The sequence below is a fragment of the Alicyclobacillus macrosporangiidus CPP55 genome (assembly GCF_000702485.1).
Taxonomy (GTDB): domain Bacteria; phylum Bacillota; class Bacilli; order Alicyclobacillales; family Alicyclobacillaceae; genus Alicyclobacillus_H; species Alicyclobacillus_H macrosporangiidus_B.
The window spans coordinates 2,125,746-2,143,766 of the sequence record NZ_JNIL01000001.1; the positions used below are offsets into that span (position 1 = coordinate 2,125,746).

The 18,021-nt window shown below is 60.3% G+C and carries 24 protein-coding genes; 12 read left to right on the forward strand and 12 right to left on the reverse strand.

Annotated elements, in window-relative coordinates:
* Positions 1–124: 124 nt before the first annotated feature.
* Positions 125–763 (forward strand): hypothetical protein, encoded by a 639-nt coding sequence (locus N687_RS0110520; RefSeq protein ID WP_051663150.1) that lies wholly within the window; start codon positions 125–127, stop codon positions 761–763.
* On the opposite strand, the gene N687_RS23875 is transcribed toward N687_RS0110520, so the two are convergent.
* From N687_RS23875 to N687_RS0110535, 4 genes are all read right to left on the reverse strand, one after another.
* The gene (locus N687_RS23875; protein ID WP_156040111.1) at positions 669–1,394 is read right to left on the reverse strand and encodes a hypothetical protein; all 726 of its coding nucleotides are present in this window, start codon (positions 1,392–1,394) and stop codon (positions 669–671) included. The two genes, N687_RS0110520 and N687_RS23875, sit on opposite strands and share 95 nt — an antisense overlap.
* A gap of 53 nt (positions 1,395–1,447) precedes the next feature.
* Positions 1,448–2,539: a helix-turn-helix domain-containing protein gene (locus N687_RS22185; protein ID WP_029421813.1), complete on the reverse strand. Its 1,092-nt coding sequence runs from the start codon at positions 2,537–2,539 to the stop codon at positions 1,448–1,450.
* Entirely contained in the window at positions 2,539–2,799 is a 261-nt protein-coding gene (locus N687_RS0110530; protein WP_029421814.1) for a hypothetical protein, read from the reverse strand. Before N687_RS0110530 ends, N687_RS22185 begins: the two co-directional genes overlap by 1 nt.
* 179 nt (positions 2,800–2,978) lie before the next feature.
* A complete protein-coding gene (locus tag N687_RS0110535) occupies positions 2,979–3,161 on the reverse strand; it encodes a helix-turn-helix domain-containing protein (RefSeq protein ID WP_029421815.1) in 183 nt (60 codons plus the stop codon).
* A gap of 94 nt (positions 3,162–3,255) precedes the next feature.
* Between N687_RS0110535 and N687_RS25130 the strand changes: the two genes are divergently transcribed.
* Complete coding sequence (locus tag N687_RS25130; protein ID WP_269320491.1) at positions 3,256–3,381, forward strand: hypothetical protein; 126 nt, start codon at positions 3,256–3,258, stop codon at positions 3,379–3,381.
* Here the strand turns inward: N687_RS25130 and N687_RS21015 are convergent.
* Positions 3,339–3,548: a hypothetical protein gene (locus N687_RS21015; RefSeq protein ID WP_035462168.1), complete on the reverse strand. Its 210-nt coding sequence runs from the start codon at positions 3,546–3,548 to the stop codon at positions 3,339–3,341. The two genes, N687_RS25130 and N687_RS21015, sit on opposite strands and share 43 nt — an antisense overlap.
* Positions 3,549–3,669: 121 nt before the next feature.
* Between N687_RS21015 and N687_RS0110550 the strand changes: the two genes are divergently transcribed.
* Positions 3,670–3,894, forward strand: a complete 225-nt coding sequence (locus N687_RS0110550; protein ID WP_029421816.1) for a hypothetical protein — start codon at positions 3,670–3,672, stop codon at positions 3,892–3,894.
* On the opposite strand, the gene N687_RS23880 is transcribed toward N687_RS0110550, so the two are convergent.
* The gene (locus tag N687_RS23880) at positions 3,877–4,035 is read right to left on the reverse strand and encodes a hypothetical protein (protein WP_156040112.1); all 159 of its coding nucleotides are present in this window, start codon (positions 4,033–4,035) and stop codon (positions 3,877–3,879) included. The two genes, N687_RS0110550 and N687_RS23880, sit on opposite strands and share 18 nt — an antisense overlap.
* Positions 4,036–4,048: 13 nt before the next feature.
* Positions 4,049–4,279: a helix-turn-helix transcriptional regulator gene (locus tag N687_RS0110560; RefSeq protein ID WP_029421817.1), complete on the reverse strand. Its 231-nt coding sequence runs from the start codon at positions 4,277–4,279 to the stop codon at positions 4,049–4,051.
* 77 nt (positions 4,280–4,356) lie between these two features.
* Here N687_RS0110560 and N687_RS22190 point away from each other — a divergent pair, with 77 nt between their 5' ends.
* The 5 genes from N687_RS22190 to N687_RS0110585 all read left to right on the forward strand — a co-directional run bounded on the left by N687_RS22190 (position 4,357) and on the right by N687_RS0110585 (position 8,890).
* Positions 4,357–4,971: an XRE family transcriptional regulator gene (locus N687_RS22190; protein WP_051663151.1), complete on the forward strand. Its 615-nt coding sequence runs from the start codon at positions 4,357–4,359 to the stop codon at positions 4,969–4,971.
* A 26-nt stretch (positions 4,972–4,997) separates the two neighbouring features.
* On the forward strand, positions 4,998–5,423 hold the full coding sequence (locus N687_RS25495) for an ImmA/IrrE family metallo-endopeptidase (protein ID WP_419670157.1): 426 nt from the start codon (positions 4,998–5,000) through the stop codon (positions 5,421–5,423).
* Positions 5,424–5,570: 147 nt separating this feature from the next.
* Positions 5,571–6,587 carry a hypothetical protein gene (locus N687_RS0110575; protein ID WP_035462171.1) on the forward strand — a complete coding sequence of 339 codons (1,017 nt, stop codon included), beginning with the start codon at positions 5,571–5,573 and terminating at the stop codon, positions 6,585–6,587.
* Positions 6,588–7,156: 569 nt separating this feature from the next.
* On the forward strand, positions 7,157–8,560 hold the full coding sequence (locus N687_RS0110580; protein WP_029421821.1) for a recombinase family protein: 1,404 nt from the start codon (positions 7,157–7,159) through the stop codon (positions 8,558–8,560).
* Positions 8,561–8,671: 111 nt separating this feature from the next.
* Positions 8,672–8,890: a hypothetical protein gene (locus N687_RS0110585; RefSeq protein WP_035462172.1), complete on the forward strand. Its 219-nt coding sequence runs from the start codon at positions 8,672–8,674 to the stop codon at positions 8,888–8,890.
* A 68-nt stretch (positions 8,891–8,958) separates the two neighbouring features.
* Here the strand turns inward: N687_RS0110585 and N687_RS0110590 are convergent, their stop codons facing one another.
* Together N687_RS0110590 and N687_RS0110595 are read right to left on the reverse strand one after the other, a co-directional pair.
* Positions 8,959–10,110 (reverse strand): glycerate kinase, encoded by a 1,152-nt coding sequence (locus N687_RS0110590; protein WP_029421823.1) that lies wholly within the window; start codon positions 10,108–10,110, stop codon positions 8,959–8,961.
* Positions 10,111–10,149: 39 nt separating this feature from the next.
* On the reverse strand, positions 10,150–10,896 hold the full coding sequence (locus tag N687_RS0110595; RefSeq protein WP_029421824.1) for an SDR family NAD(P)-dependent oxidoreductase: 747 nt from the start codon (positions 10,894–10,896) through the stop codon (positions 10,150–10,152).
* Between the two features lie 232 nt (positions 10,897–11,128).
* On the opposite strand from N687_RS0110595, the gene N687_RS0110600 reads away from it, so the two are divergent.
* The gene (locus N687_RS0110600) at positions 11,129–11,953 is read left to right on the forward strand and encodes an ABC transporter ATP-binding protein (protein ID WP_051663153.1); all 825 of its coding nucleotides are present in this window, start codon (positions 11,129–11,131) and stop codon (positions 11,951–11,953) included.
* Positions 11,954–11,998: 45 nt separating this feature from the next.
* Here the strand turns inward: N687_RS0110600 and N687_RS0110605 are convergent, their stop codons facing one another.
* The 3 genes from N687_RS0110605 to N687_RS0110615 form a co-directional block, all read right to left on the reverse strand.
* The gene (locus N687_RS0110605; protein ID WP_029421826.1) at positions 11,999–12,598 is read right to left on the reverse strand and encodes a DedA family protein; all 600 of its coding nucleotides are present in this window, start codon (positions 12,596–12,598) and stop codon (positions 11,999–12,001) included.
* Positions 12,599–12,782: 184 nt separating this feature from the next.
* Positions 12,783–14,594 (reverse strand): two-component system histidine kinase PnpS, encoded by a 1,812-nt coding sequence (gene pnpS, locus N687_RS22200; RefSeq protein WP_051663154.1) that lies wholly within the window; start codon positions 14,592–14,594, stop codon positions 12,783–12,785.
* An 8-nt stretch (positions 14,595–14,602) separates the two neighbouring features.
* Positions 14,603–15,313 carry a response regulator transcription factor gene (locus N687_RS0110615; RefSeq protein ID WP_029421828.1) on the reverse strand — a complete coding sequence of 237 codons (711 nt, stop codon included), beginning with the start codon at positions 15,311–15,313 and terminating at the stop codon, positions 14,603–14,605.
* A 270-nt stretch (positions 15,314–15,583) separates the two neighbouring features.
* Here N687_RS0110615 and N687_RS0110620 point away from each other — a divergent pair, with 270 nt between their 5' ends.
* From N687_RS0110620 to N687_RS0110630, 3 genes are read left to right on the forward strand one after another with little or no spacing between them, the layout of a single operon-like run.
* On the forward strand, positions 15,584–16,198 hold the full coding sequence (locus tag N687_RS0110620; protein ID WP_029421829.1) for a DUF47 domain-containing protein: 615 nt from the start codon (positions 15,584–15,586) through the stop codon (positions 16,196–16,198).
* 13 nt (positions 16,199–16,211) lie between these two features.
* Positions 16,212–17,207, forward strand: coding sequence for an inorganic phosphate transporter (locus tag N687_RS0110625; protein WP_029421830.1), 996 nt, complete (start codon positions 16,212–16,214; stop codon positions 17,205–17,207).
* A gap of 50 nt (positions 17,208–17,257) precedes the next feature.
* Positions 17,258–17,983, forward strand: a complete 726-nt coding sequence (locus N687_RS0110630) for a uracil-DNA glycosylase family protein (RefSeq protein ID WP_156040113.1) — start codon at positions 17,258–17,260, stop codon at positions 17,981–17,983.
* Positions 17,984–18,021 lie beyond the last annotated feature (38 nt).

Sequence of the window (18,021 nt, forward strand, 5' to 3'; positions counted from 1 at the left end):
ACGAACCAAACGTACCCCTATCACCCGCCATATTCACGCCAACTTTGCGCCATTTTTTCGTGAACAACACACCGGCGCGACACGAGTTAGGTATGATAGAGCCAAGGAAAGGAGTGGCCGTGAGATGATCGAAGTCCAGTACATCGACCGCGTGAAGCACGTATTCAGCCATTATCGGACCAATGACGACGAACTCTCATATGCGCAAACCATCGACGAAGAGGCCGAAACCATCGAGGTGTCCACCACGGATGGCACCACCACCGTAACGGTGTTCACCACCCAAGCGGTCTACCACTTCGGGACGTTCCGCGCAGACTACATCGGCCATGCGTCCCGGGCTCTGGTCGAACTGCTCCGGCATTTCCGGGTCAACCTTCCTATCGAGTATGTCACTGCTCACCAGACCTTCACCGTGTACCTCAACGGACAGAAGGTTGTGGCTGGAGAACGCGAGTACCCGATTGCCGCCCGCTCAGGGGTATTTGAACTGGTCGAACCCGTCGAATGGCAGATTTCCTCGGCGGTGCTGGACACCATCCTTCGCTTGGCTGAGGAGTACAACGTGACACCTGTCGAAATCGTGGAAAGCGCTGTGGGTGCATTCTACTCGCTGCTGACACTGGCGGATGAATACCAAGTGGAACCGGACGAAGTGATCTCTTTGCTCACGACGACGGTGGCACAACACCATTCCGAGTCGGATTCGTCTGATTCCACTGCGGAACCGTCCTCAATCGGCGTCTACGGGTCGCTGGCTTGATGTGGCGCTTATCGTCCGCCATGCGCGTCAATTCCTGAAGCTGGCGTGGTTTCAAAACGGCATACAAGACCTGTCCGATGTGAACAGTCATACGGTGCAAACGACGATTGAGCGTCCTGGATGACAGGAAGAATTTAGTTGCACAGAACTCGATCTTTTCGTTACGGGCATATCGCCAGGTGAACAACTCTTCCATCTCCGTGCCCTTGACGGCGCGCTCGACAGCGCGCATTTTTTCTTCGAGATCGCGGATAGTAGCTTGTACTGTACGATCTCCAGCGAGTTTTGAGTTCTTCAGGTGGGCGACTCTATCTCGCAGTTGTCCATATGCGAGCAAAATCTTGCGGCCAATACGGTAATAGTCGTCCTCCTCCAACGCCGGTTCCTTGGACGAGGGAGGAAGCGGAAACAGGAACGCTCCGGTGGTCTTCTCCTCCCCATGAATTGCCTCCCATACTCCGTTGTCTGACCTTCGCACATACACGTTCGGCGATACTTCTTCCAAGCGAAATCCAACCAGATTCCACGCGGCGGTAATGATTCGCATAAACTGCTCAGGCGGCGAATCGCATGTGAGTTCAATCTGCTCGTCCGAGCGCATGATCGCGTAGGTGTACTTGTTCTCGTCCACTCAACCCTCACCCCGCCTTGGACCGTACTTGGATTGAGAATCCTCCCGGCAAATCAAGTCAGGTCCGGGAATAACTCATAGAACGCCCTGTAACGCTCATCACGGACCACCTCCTGCGTCTCCATGGCTTGTCCGCTCTTTTTCGTACTGCGCCTGTCGTTACTCGTTCGATACGCAGACCAGTCAATCGCTACAGCCGCCTCGCGCTTGGCCAATTCGCACGCCCAGCGCTGCTTGATGACCTCTGCACAGTACGCAAAACTCCGGATTTTTTTGTGTGCGAAGGTCGCAAACGTGTAGTCAATTCCATCCAGGATGAAGTCAAGAGGTACGCCGCTGTCCAAAAGCTGTTTGATCGCCCGGTAGTCGTTCTCCCTCGCGATGTACGGGCGGCCAAGGTGTTGCATCATGCGGTAGTCAACAGCCAGGTACGGGTCCTCTTCCTTCTCCCAAGCGATTGGTGTGACATCGTTTGGCACCCGTCCTACGCTATCCGGCGACGAGGACGCTTGGACCACGATACCCGTGTCAGGGGCCTCGGGAATTGGGTGTCTGTCGTCATCGACAGGAGTGTCCGGGCGAGGTGTTGCCATGTCCTGGAATTCGCTCTCTCGCGCATGCGCGTGATCTAGATCATCATCTTCGTTAGTGGATCTAGTTAGTGGATCTAGTTCTGTGTTCTCACAGACCATACGTATGTTCTGTGAGAGCATAGGTATGTTCTGAGAGAACATACCCCCCTCTTCACTGGGTATGTTCTGTGAGAGCATACCCCCATCATCATGGGGTATGCTCTGTGGGAACATACCCCCTTTGAGCACGTTTGGCCTCGCATCGTCAGGGTGGATCACCGTGTAGAGATTTGGATAAAACTCCCCGGACTCTTTACGACCGCGCATCTCCTTGGTGAGTAGTCCGGCATCAATTAGTTCGTCTACGGCTCGCCGGATGGTTGATTTCGAAAATCCAACTTCATCCGCCATCGTTCCATATCCCGGGAAGCTCTGGCCCTCGCTGTCTGCTCGTCTGCACAGGTAGATATACACAGCTTTAGCGTATCCGCTAACCTGCGTGTCGTAGATTTTGTTTGGGAACTGGGTGAACTCGTTGGCCCAGCCTTTACGAACTTTTCCCTCCTCCGTCATTACGTCCGCCCCCTTCCCTTGGGCAGAACGGATGTGTCGTGACCATACGGCCACGACAGCACCAGCCGGGTGCGGCCCCGCCCGTTGGACAGGATGAGTTTCCCGTCCTGGACCCGAATGGCGGAAGACTTCAACCGATCCTCTTGCCGGCTCTGACGCGATGCGGTAGACTGGGTGTGGTAGCCCTTGGAAAACTCCTTATCCTGTGCCCCGTGTGATGCACCCACATCCGCGGGGCCTTCCTTTGTCCGCGCCTTCATCGTCCACCCCCTCTTCCATCGTGCCGTTTCAACTTGCACATCCGGTGCACATCTCGCACAAAATGTGCAACTTTGACCACGCGCTGTTACGCATAGGCGCGGTAGTCTGTGTCTGCATTCGTAAGCAAGAGATGTAATCCCGACGCGCACGGAGGTGATCGATGAGCCAGTCAATCCGCTCAAGACCACCCCATGCGTTCACCCATCCGAGCAACCTCTTGGTCCACGTGATCGCCGTTCTCGATCCGGCCGACCGTGTACCGGTTCAACGGGATCGCCTCAGCCAGATCGCATTGGGTCAATTCCGCTGCTTCTCGCAGCAGCTTGAGGATCACATGCCCCTTGCTTTTGCCCCGCTTCAAAGCCTCTCACCTCCTTTTCTCGTACTTGTCCACCTTTACCCCGGCGCGGCTCACTGCCGCGCCCCAATCCCCCTCCATCGAAGGAGAGATCCTCATGCAGACCACCTCGACTGCCGAAGCCATCCTGAATTTCATCCGCGAAGCCTTGCTCGATCTCGCCGAAGAACTGCGCCAAGACTACGATGAAGTAGAAATCCGCTTGTCGGTCTCGTCGCGCTGACGGCGCATGCGTTGTTGAACCTGATCCAGGACCTGCTTCACAACCGCGCGCACCTCCGGCGGGAAGTCCTTTAGCGCCGGAACGTAATGCTGTTGCACGTCACTCACCCCCTGGGTGAGCGTATGCGGGTACAGGTTGGCTGCTTTCTCGGCTGTCGTCGTCGTCAACGGTCTCACCTCCTGCGGCCAACTCTCTCGTGCGCCGCCTCAGGTGGTGTGTTGCGATGTTCAGTTTCCAAGGAACTTTTCTCCAAACGTCGTATACAAACAACGGAAGGAGGTGAACCCAATGGCTCAAATCAACGGTTGGACCCTTCAAGTCAATCCGAATGGTCGATTTGGAATATACTTGAGCGAAGACGGTTCGCAGGCTGTTGTTAAAAATGGTTTAAGTGATTTGGCCTTCATCACGGCTCACGGCACCAACGTTGCGGTCCACGCTCAATCCGCGACCATTCTGATCAATCACGAAAACAAGACGATCCAAATTCAGCCATCAGTCGAATTTCGGTGATTTGTCCGGAAGGTTCAGGTCCAAGATGTCTTCCTTCGCCCGATCAAGAACTTGAAGCGCTTGGCGCGTGGTTAACCGGGCCTTCGTCAGTAACTCGATGATCTTCTGGCGAAGGTCCGGGTCGTCGAAATAAACGTTCATCCTTCTCACCTCCTTAGGCAGTGTGTTCTGATGTTCCTGTTTCATGAACATCACGACCAGAAAAAAGCTCTTCGACTGGCTTCTCCAGGATGGCCGCAATTTTCAACGCCACTTTCAACGGCGGATCGTTGGGCCCGCGCTCAAGCATGCAATAACCGCTCTTAGACTTATAGCCAAGCATCTTCGCCATTTGCTCTTGGGTATATCCCTTGGCCAAACGAGCGGCCCTGAGCACTTCGTTCACTTTCCTCACCTCCGTTCAGGTTCTATGAACAGTATACGTTCATGTTTCCTGAACGTCAAGAGGAAAAATCATATTTCGTGAACAAAATTCACGTTCTGTCGATGGTCATGTACAATGAACTTCAGAGGGGCGTGATGTCCATGCTTGGTTCTCGTATCCGCAAGATGAGGCAAGCAAACAAAATGACACAGCAGCAACTTGCAGATCGATTGGGCTTGGCGAAATCGACCATCTCCCAGTATGAGAATGACATCAACGAGCCGGACGCTGATACACTTCGACGATTATCTGAAACTCTAGGCTGTACAGCCGATTATTTGCTCGGCCGCACCGACGACCCGCACGGATTTTCGGCTTCAAGTTCCGATGAGCATGTGTCTTCCACGGAACGCAAGCTGCTCGAAACCGTCCGCGACCTTCCTCCGGACAAGCAGCAGCAGGTGGCTGAGTTCGCTGACTTTCTCAAACATAAGGAGCGTGGTGAGGAATCCGCCACAATGGTTTCGGATGACTCGGATGACTTAGATGATGTCGAATACGAAATCACCGAGATAGCAGCTCATATGGAGTCTGGATATGGGGATGATGACCCGGAATTTCTTCAGCATTTGGACAAGGTAATCCGCCGTGTCCTGCGCAGATATGACGAGTCAGTACGCAATCGCCAAGGGAACGATGACAACAACAGGTGAGCCCTATGGACGTCCTTCTCAACAAGATGTTGGACCTTATAAAATCGGAGGCAATCGTATTGGATTACGACCGCCTTGACTTTAGCACCAAGAAACTATATGGCGTCTATTTCTATGAACGTGTTCGACAAAAGGCTTTTATCGTACTCGAACGCCGCATTGATACGCGACCTACTTTACATAGATGTGTACTGGCCGAAGAACTCGGCCATTATTTCACGGTTCCGTGTTCAAAATTCACAAAACCCTATGTCACGTATGCAGACCGTCTTAAACTAACCCGAGACGAAAGGCGAGCATTATCATGGGCGGCTCGCTTTTTGATCTCCGACGATGACCTCAAAGAAGCGCTCGCTTACCGATACAGGAATCTAAGCGACCTGGCGGAACATCTGGGTGTGACAATCGAAATCGCGAGGATGAGACTGGAGATTCATCGGATGACTGCTTAGTTTTCCTGGTGAGAAGAAGGGGATGTTGGATGGGCTGGCGCTTCCGCAAGAGCATCAATCTTGGCGGCGGAGTCAGACTGAGCGTGGCTTAAGGGTCTGAAAGGAGAAAGGCCGGAAGCCCGAGCAGAAGCAGGGGGAATGAGACTAATGGATTTAATGATCCCAAGAATTGATCCAACGCGAAACTACTGGTTCCTAAGAACTAGTGGCGGCCAGTATTATAATGCCTTCCTGGAAGGAGGCTTTGTCGCGGTTGGGTGGGATGAGTTCCTAAATCTGTCTTATCTTACCGAAACTCCGGAAGCACGTGTTATAGGAGAGATTCGTGCTCAATACCCGGATGAGCGGCGAGCTCGTCATGCATACAATCAAATGATGCGCTTCATTCAACAGATGCAAGTTGGCGACGTGGTTATCATTCCAAGCGAAAAATCCCATTGGCTTTCAATCGGAATTATTGAATCTGATGTCTATATCGAAGATGAACATCCCTTTTCACTGGGGGCGTGTCCGTTCCGTAAACGGCGAAAAGTTAGGTGGGAGAAAAGATTCTCTAGACGCAATCTCGATGTCCATCTCTTCCCGTTGATCAACTCTCAACACACGTTATCGACCGCAAACAACTACGCCGATCATATTGATCGTATGCTTCATTCGCTGTACATCAAAGGTGATGTAGCGCACCTCGTCATCAACGTCAAGACCAAGAGTGGAATTCCGACGGTCGCATTCGCGAGTCTTTTATCAGCCATATTGGAACTCACTCCATTAGCTGCAGAAATCGCTGAAGAAGATGTGCAACCGGATGACATCAAGATACGTACAGAAGTTCAGTCGCCCGGTCACATCGAGTTGTATAGCATTGCGGCCGCGTTGACAATTGTGATTTTGGGCATGCTTATTGTGTTCATTGTCGGAGGCAAAAGCAAATTTGCATTCAAGCACACCAAGGACGTGACGGAAGGAACGCTTGAAATGAGTTCTGAAGGGTTACTGGAAAAGGTATTGAAGCTTAAGCACCGTGCCAGCAAGGATCGCATTGCTGAAATCGAACAAAGGCACAGGCATTATCTAGACCTGCTGGAACTAGATGCGCCCGATGATTTGAAAGAATACGTCAGGAAACGTTTAGAGATGGCGAATACAGAAAACAGACGTGATTAATCTTCGTATGGTGAGCCTGCCCGAACAAATCGTGCAATGAAGGCAACTGAAGTGAGAACACAGAGGGGCACTCCGACTGGAATGCCCCTAATTGTTGCGTCCTTCAGGATTGGAATAAATTCAATTATAAGAATCTGGACGAGAAATAGTGCACCAAACCAAATCATGTATACACCGGTCACGGAAATTGCGTGAAGAATCCGACGTGTTCGATGGGGCAAATAATGAACACTTCGGTCCATCTTCACGGCACTTCCCTCCCGCTCCTTGACTGACTTTATCTTATGTCACAGTGTGTAATGACGCAACAGTTCGCCGCCCAGACAATAATTAATGATCTTTGTCGTTTAGTGGTGTAAAATACGAACATACGTTCCCATCAATCACATGCACCACGAGGCTAACAATGCTGCAGTACCTCGCGCACTATCGCCCCACACCGATAGAGTCATTCGTCGTCGACTTGTAACGATGGAGCTCAAGTCGTGCTCCGGGTTATCGACTGTAGTAATCGTGTTCGTCTACGAATGATACAATGTCCATAAGAAACTAATGAACGTGGTGGAGACATGACCGTCGCTCTCTACTGCCGCGTATCAACCGATGAGCAGGCCATGCACGGCTTTAGTCTGGAAGCCCAAAAAGATCGCCTCATCGCCTACTGCCAAAGCCAGGGCTGGAAGGACTATGAGGTGTATTCGGACGACGGATATTCCGGAACCAACTTGGATCGCCCTGCCTTACGTCGCCTAATCCGTCACATCGGGAGCGGCTTGATTCAAAGTGTGGTGGTGTACCGACTGGACCGCCTCAGCCGCCGGCAGCGGCACGTGTTGTACCTGCTCGAAGAGGTATTTGAGCGACACGGCGTGACGTTCAAAAGCGCCACGGAACCCTTTGACACCTCGACGCCTCTTGGGAAGGCCATGATCGGCATCCTCGCTGTCTTCGCTCAGCTTGAGCGAGACACAATCATTGAGCGGACCAAGGAAGGCCACCACAAGCGGGCGCGACAGGGTCTGTGGGGTGGCGGTCCGCAGCCGTTCGGATACCGGTGGAACAAGGAGGCCGGCCGGCTTGAAACCGTCCCATCCGAAGCGCGCATAGTGCGAGAGATGTATCGGCGCTTTTTGCAAGGGTGCTCGCTGGTGGAGATCGCGGATTGGGCAGCATCGCAATACTCAGACCGTTGGTGGGATCACCATGTGGTGAAAGACATGTTGCAGCGGCCCATCTATGCCGGCCACGTGCACTATGGCACCGCCATGGCCAAAGGAAATCACGAGCCCATCATTGATGAGGTCACTTTCCAGAGTGCGCAAAAGGAGATGAAGCGTCGCGAGGGCCGCTTGCCTGCGCGCGGCGAATATCTGCTCAGCGGTCTTTTACGCTGTGGCGAGTGCGGTGAACCCATGCTCCACCACCTTGTACACCGTAATCGGGGCAAACCCAAGGACCACCACTACTATGTCTGCGCGCGTAAAATGAAGGGTTCACGTTATCGCAAGCCGGTGGGCCCATGCCCATCGCATCACATACAGATGGAATGGCTGGATGACCAGGTGACCCAACTGGTCCGCTCTATCGCGACGTCGCCGGAAGATCTGATCTCGCAGACGGAAGAGCCGCAGGCAGCGGACGAAATCATGGCGTTGGAAGCCGAGCTCGCATCGGTCGAGCGCAAGCTGCGACGGTGGTATGACGCCTTCGAGGAAGAAGCGATCGATGCACGTGAGTTGCGTCGGCGCGTTGCGGATCTGGAGCGTGAGCGCGGGCGCATTGAACTCGCTCTGGATGAGGCGCAGGAACGGCTTCGGCGTCCGGACCCGGAACCGATGTTGGACGCGTTCCATGCGATTCGTGATGCGTGGGATAGAATGGAGCTATCGGAAAAAAAGACGTTGTTGCGGGCGACAATTCGGCAGATCGTCGTGTACAAGGACAGTTCATTCCACATCGAATGGAACCTGTAATGTTGCACCTTCCGGTAATTCATTGAGACCAGCTACCACCGCAACACCGCCGCGGGCAACCTGCGGCGGCTGCTCGCGGGCGCCGGTCCGTCGCACGAGATGCTGGTGCTGATGACCATCGAGTGTTTCGTCGAGGCCAGGGAACACGACAAGCGGGCCGAACAGGCGTTGAAGTCCATACGCGCCAGGTCCGCAGCCGACGAGCGGTGGATCCAGGCCGCGGAAAAGTGGCACGTGCGCCGCCGCCAGGCGCTGCGGAGGGCCAAGCGGCTGTTGAATCAATCCGTGCCTCCGGAGACCTGGGAGAAGGGCGCGGCCCTGGCAGAATAAGCCACGCCAAGGGGCCTGGATGGATGAGCAACCGTTGAATGATGGCGCCAGGCCGACCACCCGTGTACCTAACACCCGGTGTGCCCCAGTCCCTGGGAGGCGGTCCGGATGAGCCGGGCGATGCTGCGGGCGGCTTGGTACACCAAGACCTCCGCGTCCGCCATCGCCTCCTCGACGGCCATTGGCCGCGGGACCGCGGCGTGGATGCTGACGAAATGGTCCAGCAGCCGATCGGATCCCGTCCCGAGGCCGCCCGACAACAGGATGGGCCGCGCCCCCGCTTCGCGCGCCAGGCGGGCGACGTAGTACGGGACCTTGCCGTGCAGCGTCTGGGCGTCGCTCTGCCCCTCGCCGGTGATCACCCAATCTCCCGGCTGAACCGCCTGGGTCAATCCGATGGTCTCGGCCACGAGGGCCGCCCCCGACGACAGTTGTCCGCCGACGGCCATGAGGGCGAAGCCGAGGCCGCCCGCCGCCCCTGCGCCCGGCGCCTCCGCCAGATGCCTGCCCGACGCCTCCTCTACCAACGTCGACCAGCGGCCGAGCGCCGCGTCGAGGCGGGCCACCATCTCCGGCGTGGCGCCCTTCTGCGGGCCGAACACCGCCGACGCACCGCGCGGGCCGCACAGCGGGTTGTCGACGTCGCTCGCAACCCGGATCTCCGTCTCGGCCAGGCGCGGATCCAGCCCGCTCCAGTCGACCACCGCCACCCGTTCCAGGCTCCCGCCCACCGGTTCGACGGGCAGCCCCGCGGCGTCCAGGAAGCGCACGCCGAGCGCCGAGAGCATCCCCATGCCCCCGTCGTTCGTCGCGCTGCCGCCGAGCCCGACGATGAACCGGCGGAATCCGGCGTCCAGCGCGGCGCGCATCAGCTCCCCGAGCCCCCGCGACGACGTCTGCAGCGGATTTCTTCGATCCGCCGGCACCATCGGCAACCCGGCCACATTCGCGATCTCGAGCACCGCCGTCCGCCCGTCCCCCAGCTCGCCGTAAGCCGTATCCACCGGCTCCAGCAGCGGACCGGAGGCCCGCATCCCGCGCAGCCGGCCGCCCGTGGCCGCCACGAGCGCATCCACCGTCCCCTCACCGCCGTCCGCCATCGGAAACACCTGCACCGCGGCGTCCGGGATCTCTGCCTGGACGCCGCGCGCTATCGCTTGTCCCACCGCCGCTGCCGACAGGCTGCCCTTGTACGAATCGGGCGCCACCACAAACCGCATCCCGCACAACCTCCCCCAGACGGGCCCCCGGCCCGGATGTCACGGTTCGTAGATCATCTTCTTGGTCATCCCGCCGTCGATCACCAGGTTCTCGCCGGTGATGAACCCGTTGTCCGGGTCAGCGAGAAACAGGCAGGCGCGAGCGATGTCCTGCGGCCGCCCCACCCGGCCCGACGGGTGCTGCGCGTGATCGATCGGGCGAAGCGCCCCATAGTCGCCAGTCTCGATCCACCCGGGACTGATGGCGTTCACCCGAATGCCGTACGGCCCCAGAGAGACCGCCAGGGCGTGCGTCAACGCCACCACCCCGCCCTTGGACGCGGCGTACGCCTCGCTGTCCGGTTCCGACATCAAGGCCCGCGTCGAGGCGATGTTGACGATGGCGCCGCCACCCTGTTCGCGCATCCGGCGAGCCGCCTCGCGGGCGCACAGGAACACCCCGCGCAGGTTGATGTTCAGCACCTCGTCCCACTCGTCGACCGTGAGCTCCAGCGGCGACTTCCAACGGGAGACCCCCGCGTTGTTGATCAAGGTGTCGATCCGCCCGTACGCGTCCACCGCCGCCTCCATCAGCCGCACGACGTCCTCAGGCTTCGCCACGTCCGCCGCCACCGCGGTGACATCGGCCCCCGCCTGGCGCAGGTCCGCCGCCGCCCGTTCCAGCGGCTCCACATCCCGGTCGGCCATCACCACGCGCCCGCCAGCCCACGCAAACGCTTCCGCGATCGCGCGGCCGATACCGCGGGCCGCTCCCGTGACCACAGCCACGCGCCCTTCATGTCCCATCGCGTCGCCTCCTCCTCGTCTCTGATGTTATTATCCAGTCCCAGTCGGACGTACACAATCCCGCGAGGTGTGCCCGCGCAAAGGAACCCGCGTGCCGTGTCTGGTCAGGCGTCCATTGTCATGCTATTGTTATGGTTACTTGGATTCATACTTGGCTCTGTGTGCCTGCCGGATCGCCGCGGGCACGCAACAGGGCCCGGCTTACCGTCGGCGAGCAAAGGAGCGGTGGGTTTTGAACGTCATCGAATTTCGCGATATCGTCTGGCGCCGCGGCACCGAAACGATCCTGCAACACGTCGACTGGACGGTGGCGCAGGGCCAGCACTGGGCCATCATCGGGTGCAACGGGTCCGGAAAGACCTCCCTGCTGCGCATGTTGTGCGGCTACATCTGGCCGACGTCCGGCACCATCTCCGTGCTCGGCCACCGGTTCGGAACGGTCGACCTGCGCGAGTTGCGCAAATCCATCGGATTGGTGAGTTCTGCCTTCCAGGAGCAACTTCAGTCGTTCCATCCGCGGGAGACGGCGCTGGACGTGGTGCTGAGCGGGAAGTTCTCCACCATCGGGGTCTACGACGAAGTGTGTGAAGAGGATGTCGATCGCGCAGCCGACCTGCTCGCCCGCTTCGGCGCGGCCGACCTGGCAGATCGGACATTCAACACCCTGTCGCAAGGGGAAAAACAGCGGGTACTGCTCGCCCGGGCATGGATGGGCCGGCCCCGCATCCTCATCCTCGACGAACCCTGCACCGGCCTCGACGTCCTCGCCCGCGAACACCTCCTGCAGGCCATCCAAGTCCTCGGTCAGGCGGAGGATGCCCCGACACTCCTGTACGTCACCCACCACATCGAGGAACTTTTGCCCCTGTTCTCCCACGTGCTGCTGCTCAAACACGGACGCGTGGTCGCCAGCGGCGAGAAACCGCGCGTCGTCACAGAACCCTTGTTGTCCGAGGCGTTCTCCATCCCGGTCGAGATCACGTGGCAAGATGACCGGCCGTGGCTCCGCGTGGCGTCGGGCGCGGGCGTGATGGGGGCTGGTGTGGCATCCGGTTGAGGCCCCTGAGGCGATCACACGGGTGGGGCGAAGAGAGGCGGGGGCTCACCGCTCCCGCCGGCGTGCTCGAACCTTGAGAAAGATGTACAGCCCGATGAGGACCACGGCGATGACCGCCGCCACGGCCGAGTATTGGTAGATGAGATGGTGGTACCGGGCCCACTCCATTTCGATGGAGCGGCCGAGGATGATGAAGGTGGCCGCCCAGACCAAGGCAGCCGCCACCGTGTAGACGGTAAACAAGAGCAGCGGCATGCGGTTCATACCCGCGATGTACGGGACGAGGATGCGGATCCCGGCGATGAACTTGGAAAAGAGGACCACGGTCGCCTGGTACTTCTCAAACGTGGCTGTGGCCTTGTCCAAGCGCTTGGGCGTGATGCCCACAAAACGGCCGTAGCGCAGGATCACCGGCCGTCCGAGGTAACGCCCAATCAGGTACGCCACCAGCGACCCGATGATGTTCCCGAGGCTGGCCGCGAGCAGCAGGGGCAGCAGCGCGAATACCCCGTTGGACCATGCGATGCCGGAGATGGTCAGCGTGGTCTCGGCAGGAAACGGAATCCCGATGGGCTCCAGGAGCAAGATCAGAAACACGCCCGCGTATCCATAGTGTTGCAGCAGACTTTGGACGTCGAAGTCCATCTCTATCTCCTCTCGTCGGCGGACCTACGCCCGGGGGCCGGGTGCTCCGGGAAGTCCCCGGCGCCCATGGCGCCATGTGCGAGCCGTCGGGCGTGCTTGCCCTCCGAGCCATTCTGCATTCGCCCCCAGTGTATCGAAAATTGGGGCAGTGCGCCATGCGCGCAGACTTGCCGGCACGCAGTGTTCACCGAACTGTGACGTTTTGCCCGCCACCCGGGCGGTCCCCCTGCCGCGCCCCCTGGTGAACGGGCAACCACACCGTGAACCGGCTCCCCCGTCCGACCTGGCTCTCCACTTCGATGCGCCCTCCGTGCGCTTCGACGATGTGCTTGGCGATGGCGAGCCCGAGCCCCGTGCCGCCGGACCGGCGATCGCGCGCCTTGTCCACGCGGTAGAACCGCTCGAAGATGCGGGAGAGGTCCGCCTCGGGGATTCCGATCCCGCTGTCCTCCACATGGACCAAGGCCCAGCCGTCCGCCTCCTCCGCTCGCAGCCGGACGAAGCCGCCGGCCGGCGTGTAGGCGATGGCATTGGCGACCAGGTTGTCCAACACCTGCTGGATGCGCTCCGGCGCCACCTCTGCCCACACCGGATGGGGCAGGTCCAATTGCAGGTCAATCCCGCCCGCCTCCGCCTGGAGCCTCAGACGCTCCGCGCTCGATCGCGCCAGCGCCGCCACGTCGGCCCGCTCAAAGCGCATCACCGTGTGCCCGGACTCGATCTTCGACAGATCCAACAGGTCGCGCACCAGACGGTTCAGGCGCACGGCTTCGTCGTGGATGACCGTCAGGAACTCGCGCGCCGTATCCGGGTCTTCCAACGCCCCGTCGAGCAGCGTCTCCGTGAACCCTTGGATGGCCGTCATCGGCGTGCGCAGCTCGTGCGACACGTTGGCGACGAATTCGCTGCGCATCCGTTCCAGACGCCGCCAGGAGGTCACGTCGTGGGCCACGATGACCACCGCCTCCACCGCCCCCTGCTCGCCCCGCAGCGGGCGGAGGGCGACGTCGGCCCTGGCCTCCCTGGCCCTGCCCCCGGTGACCTCCAGCCGGGCGCCTTCCCCAGTGGCAAGCGCGTGATCGACCGCCCGCACCACCGCTTCGTCTGCAATCACGTCCGCGTGCATCCGCCCCACCACCGCGGCCGCCCACGGTGCCAACAGGCGCATCGCCGCCTCGTTGGCGAGCAGCACCCGCCCGGCGCGGTCGACGACCATCACCCCGGCTGTCATGTGTTCGATCACGCTGGCCAGCGTCACCTGCTCCCGGTGCAAACGCGCCCGCTGTTCCTCGACCCGCTCCGCGAGCCGGCGAATGGCGGCGCCCAGTTCGGCCCACTCGCCCACACCGGGGTCGCGGACCCGGGCACCGGCCTCTCCCGCCTCGATGCGCTCCGCCACGGTCGCGAGGCGCCGCAGGCGTTCGGCCAGCCGGCGGGATCGCCGGTACGCGTACGCCGACGCCAGCAGCCACAACCCCGCCATCCCCCCGCCGTACAACGCCCACTGGTGGATGAGGTGGCGCGCCCTGGACCCGGCGGGGAGCACCATCCGCACCGCACCCGCCACCCGTCCATCCGACACCCGGATGGGCTCCGCAGCCACCCACGCTGACCCGACGCCGCCCGCTTCCCGGACCTCGCCTGCCACCTCCCGGCCGGATAGGGCGAACCGCACGTCCGCCGGCAACCCTGCTGGGCCGGCCCCTCCCCCGGAGCCCCACTCGGCCACCCGGCGTCCCGCGAGATCGTACACCGCCACCTGCACGGGCAGCCCGTCAGGCAGCCCAGGCCACCCGGCCAGCACCGCCGTCCACCTGCCCGGTTCCGTCTGGCCCAGGGCCAGCGCCAACCCGCGCGCGCCCGCCGTCAACGCCGCCACGTCGCCGTCGCGCTGCTCGCGTTCGAAGAAGGACAGGGCCCACAGGCTCGCGAGCAGCAGCAGAGCCGCTGCCGCGCCTGCCGCAGCCGCCGTGACCCGGATGCGGACTCCGCTCATCCTGCCGCTCACCGCGCCCGCCCCGCCAACTTGTAACCGACTCCGCGCACCGTCTGGATGAAGGCCGGGCGCCTCGGGTCCTCCTCCAGTTTTTCCCGGAGGTGGGACACGTGCACGTCCACGATGCGCGAGTCGCCCGTGAACGCATATCCCCACACGTCGTTGAGCAGCTGCTCCCGCGAGAGAACCTGCCCCGCATGGCGGATGAGGTACAGGAGCAGATCGAACTCGCGCGTGGTGAGATCCACTCGCCGTTCGCCCACATACACCTCCCGCTCCCGTTCCAGCACGCGCAGGGAGCCCACCTGGTAAACGCCCCCCTCCTCCTCGCCGTCGCCGGGACCTCGCCCCGCGGCCGCGCGGCGGAGCACCGCCTTGACGCGCGCCGTCAATTCGCGCGGAGAAAACGGCTTGGTGACGTAATCGTCCGCCCCCATCTCGAGCCCGACCACGCGGTCGACCTCGTCGTCCCGCGCGGTCAGCATGATGATGCCGGGCCGTTCGCCGCGCGAGCGCAGGCGGCGGCATACCTCCATCCCGTCGAGCCCCGGAAGCATCCAGTCGAGCACCACCAGATCGGGGTCGGCCGCTTCCACCTTCGCCAGGGCGTCCCAGCCGTCGCTGGCCGTCATGACCTCGTATCCCGCCTGACGCAGGTTGTACGCGACCAGTTGGACAATCGCTGCCTCATCATCTACCACCAAAACCTTGGCGGTCATCGTCCACACCTCCGCCGCAGTCCGCCCGTCCGCCGTGAACGCGCGGGCAGCCGTCGAACTGAATGTAACACATCGGGGCGCGTAGGCAACGGTTCGCTCCCCTGGGACCCTCTGGTGCCGGGATACCGGGCGATGTCTTTACAAAAACTTAACATAGTGTCCACATAAGCTTTACAAAGCTGCCGTACGCTGAATTTGCATCTCTGCGGCCGCCTCTGCAAAGAGGATGGCCGCGAATCCGTACCGCCGTGACAGAGGAGGCCTTGTCCTGTGCCCAAACGCAGTGAACAACTGTTTCGCTTTCTCGTCGACATCGCCGGGAATCTGCACGACACCGCCGCATACTTCGCCGAAGGCCTGAAGGAACTCCACCGTTTGGACGAGTTCATGCAACGTTTGAAGGACTTCGAGCACCGCGGGGACGAGCTGACCAGCGGGCTGGTCACCCTGCTCAACGCGACTTATATCACGCCCCTGGAACGGGAAGATTTCCTCGAGCTGGCCGTCTCCATGGACGACATCGTCGACGGCCTGGAGGCCTGCGCCGTCCGATTCGGGGTCTATCAGATCACAGAGGCCACGCCGGTCATGCACGAGTTCGCCCAGAACATCTTGCAGAGCGTCGAAGAGATCCGCGGTGCCATGGACCGGCTGTTCCAGCGCCGGCTCAAGGACCTGCGCGAATACACGATGAAGATCAACCAGCTGGAGAAGGCGGGTGACGCCGTGTTGCGCAACGCCCTGCGCGATCTGTTCGGCAAAGGCCGTTACGACGTCCTCGACGTCATCAAGCTCAAGGAGATCTACGAAACGCTCGAGAACGTCACCGATCGCTGCGAGGATGTGGCCGATGTGCTCGACTCCATCACGGTGAAGAACGCGTGAAGAAGGTGGATGCATGATCACCTTGATTGTCATCATCGTCCTGTTGGCGCTGGCGTTTGACTACACGAACGGCTTTCACGATACCGCCAACGCCATCGCCACCACCGTCTCCACGCGCGCACTGTCGCCGAGGCGCGCCGTAATGTTGGCCGGGGCTCTGAATCTCATCGGCGCGTTGACCTTCACCGGGGTCGCCCAGACCATCGGCGGAAAAATCGCCAATCCGTTGCACATTGAACACGGGACGTGGATCGTGCTGGCGGCCCTCATCGCAGCCATCAGCTGGAATCTGTTCACCTGGTATTTCGGAATCCCCAGCTCGTCTTCGCATGCCCTCATCGGCGGCTTGACGGGGGCGGTCATCGGCGCTGCCGGTTGGCGGGCGGTGAACGCTGCAGGATTTGCGTCCATCATCGAAGCGCTCATCATCTCGCCCATCAGCGCCCTCGTGCTGGGATACGTGCTGATGTGGATCCTGCGGCTGTTGTTCGGCAACACCTCGCCGCACAAGGTGAACCGGGGATTTCGATTCTTGCAGATCTTCTCGGCCGCCTTCCAAGCATTCACCCACGGAACCAATGATGCGCAGAAGACGATGGGCATCATCACGTTCGCCCTCATCGCCGGCGGATTTCAGTCGGACATGCACGTCCCCCTGTGGGTGAAGGTGTTGTGCGCCATCGCCATGGGGGCTGGCACCGCCAGCGGCGGCTGGCGGATCATCAAGACGGTCGGATCGAAGATCATCAAACTGGAGCCCATCAACGGGTTCGCTTCCGATCTGACGTCGGCCACGGTGATCTTGACAGCGACGTTACTCAAGCTGCCGGTGTCCTCGACGCACGTCATCTCGTCGGCCATCATGGGGACTGGGGCGGCGAAGCGGTTCCGGCAGGTCAAGTGGGGAGTCGCGTTGAACATCGTGACCGCCTGGGTGTTGACCATTCCCATCAGCGGCCTGTTGGCGGCACTCTTGGCCAAGGCGATTCTGTGGATTGTCACGGCATGACCATCCCCACCCCTGTCCCCTCCTGATACAATGGGGACGGGGGTGTTGTCGTGAACGTGACGGAAGCGTTCTGCCAAGTCCTGTCGACCCTGTCGGCGTCTTACGAGGTCCCTGACATTCTGCTTCCCTCGTCCGATCTCATCTTCATCCTCGAATCCCCTCACATCCAGGAGCTGAAATTTGGCGCGCCGGTCTCGGGGCCCTCGGGGGCCACCATGACCAAGCACCTGTTCGGGGAACGGTACGCGCGTTTTCCCCTTGGGCGGCTGGTGAAGAAAAACGCCGACGAAGCGAAGAACCGGCCCCGCCTCAACCGGATCGGCCTGATGAACGTGTGCAACATCCCGATGCAGGCCAGCGCCTATCCGGATTCCGTCGTTCGCCGGGAATACCGGGAATGGCTCAATGCGCTCATGTACATACGCAGCAACAATCAGCGGGACACCTACGCGGATCCCTTGTACAACGAGGTGCAGGCGGTGCTCGTCGCCGGATTACGGCGGAAGCTCGAGCGGCTTCAGGAGCGGCCCTTGACCCTGGTGCCGTGCGGCCGTTTTGCGCAGAAGTTCCTCCGCCTCGCTGCGGTGGAGAGTCCTCATTGGCAGGTGATCGACGGCGTTCCGCATCCATCCTACAACTCGTGGGACCGGCCCCAGTACCGAGAGGTCGTCGCGCGCGTCCGGCAGGTCCTGGGCGATCCGCCGGAGGAGGCGATTTTCAACGGTTCGGGTATTCATGCCAGCGGGAGCGGCCATCCTGGATCTGGGGTGGGATGACAAGAACCGGCAAACCACGTCCACCTGGCTCGTGATTT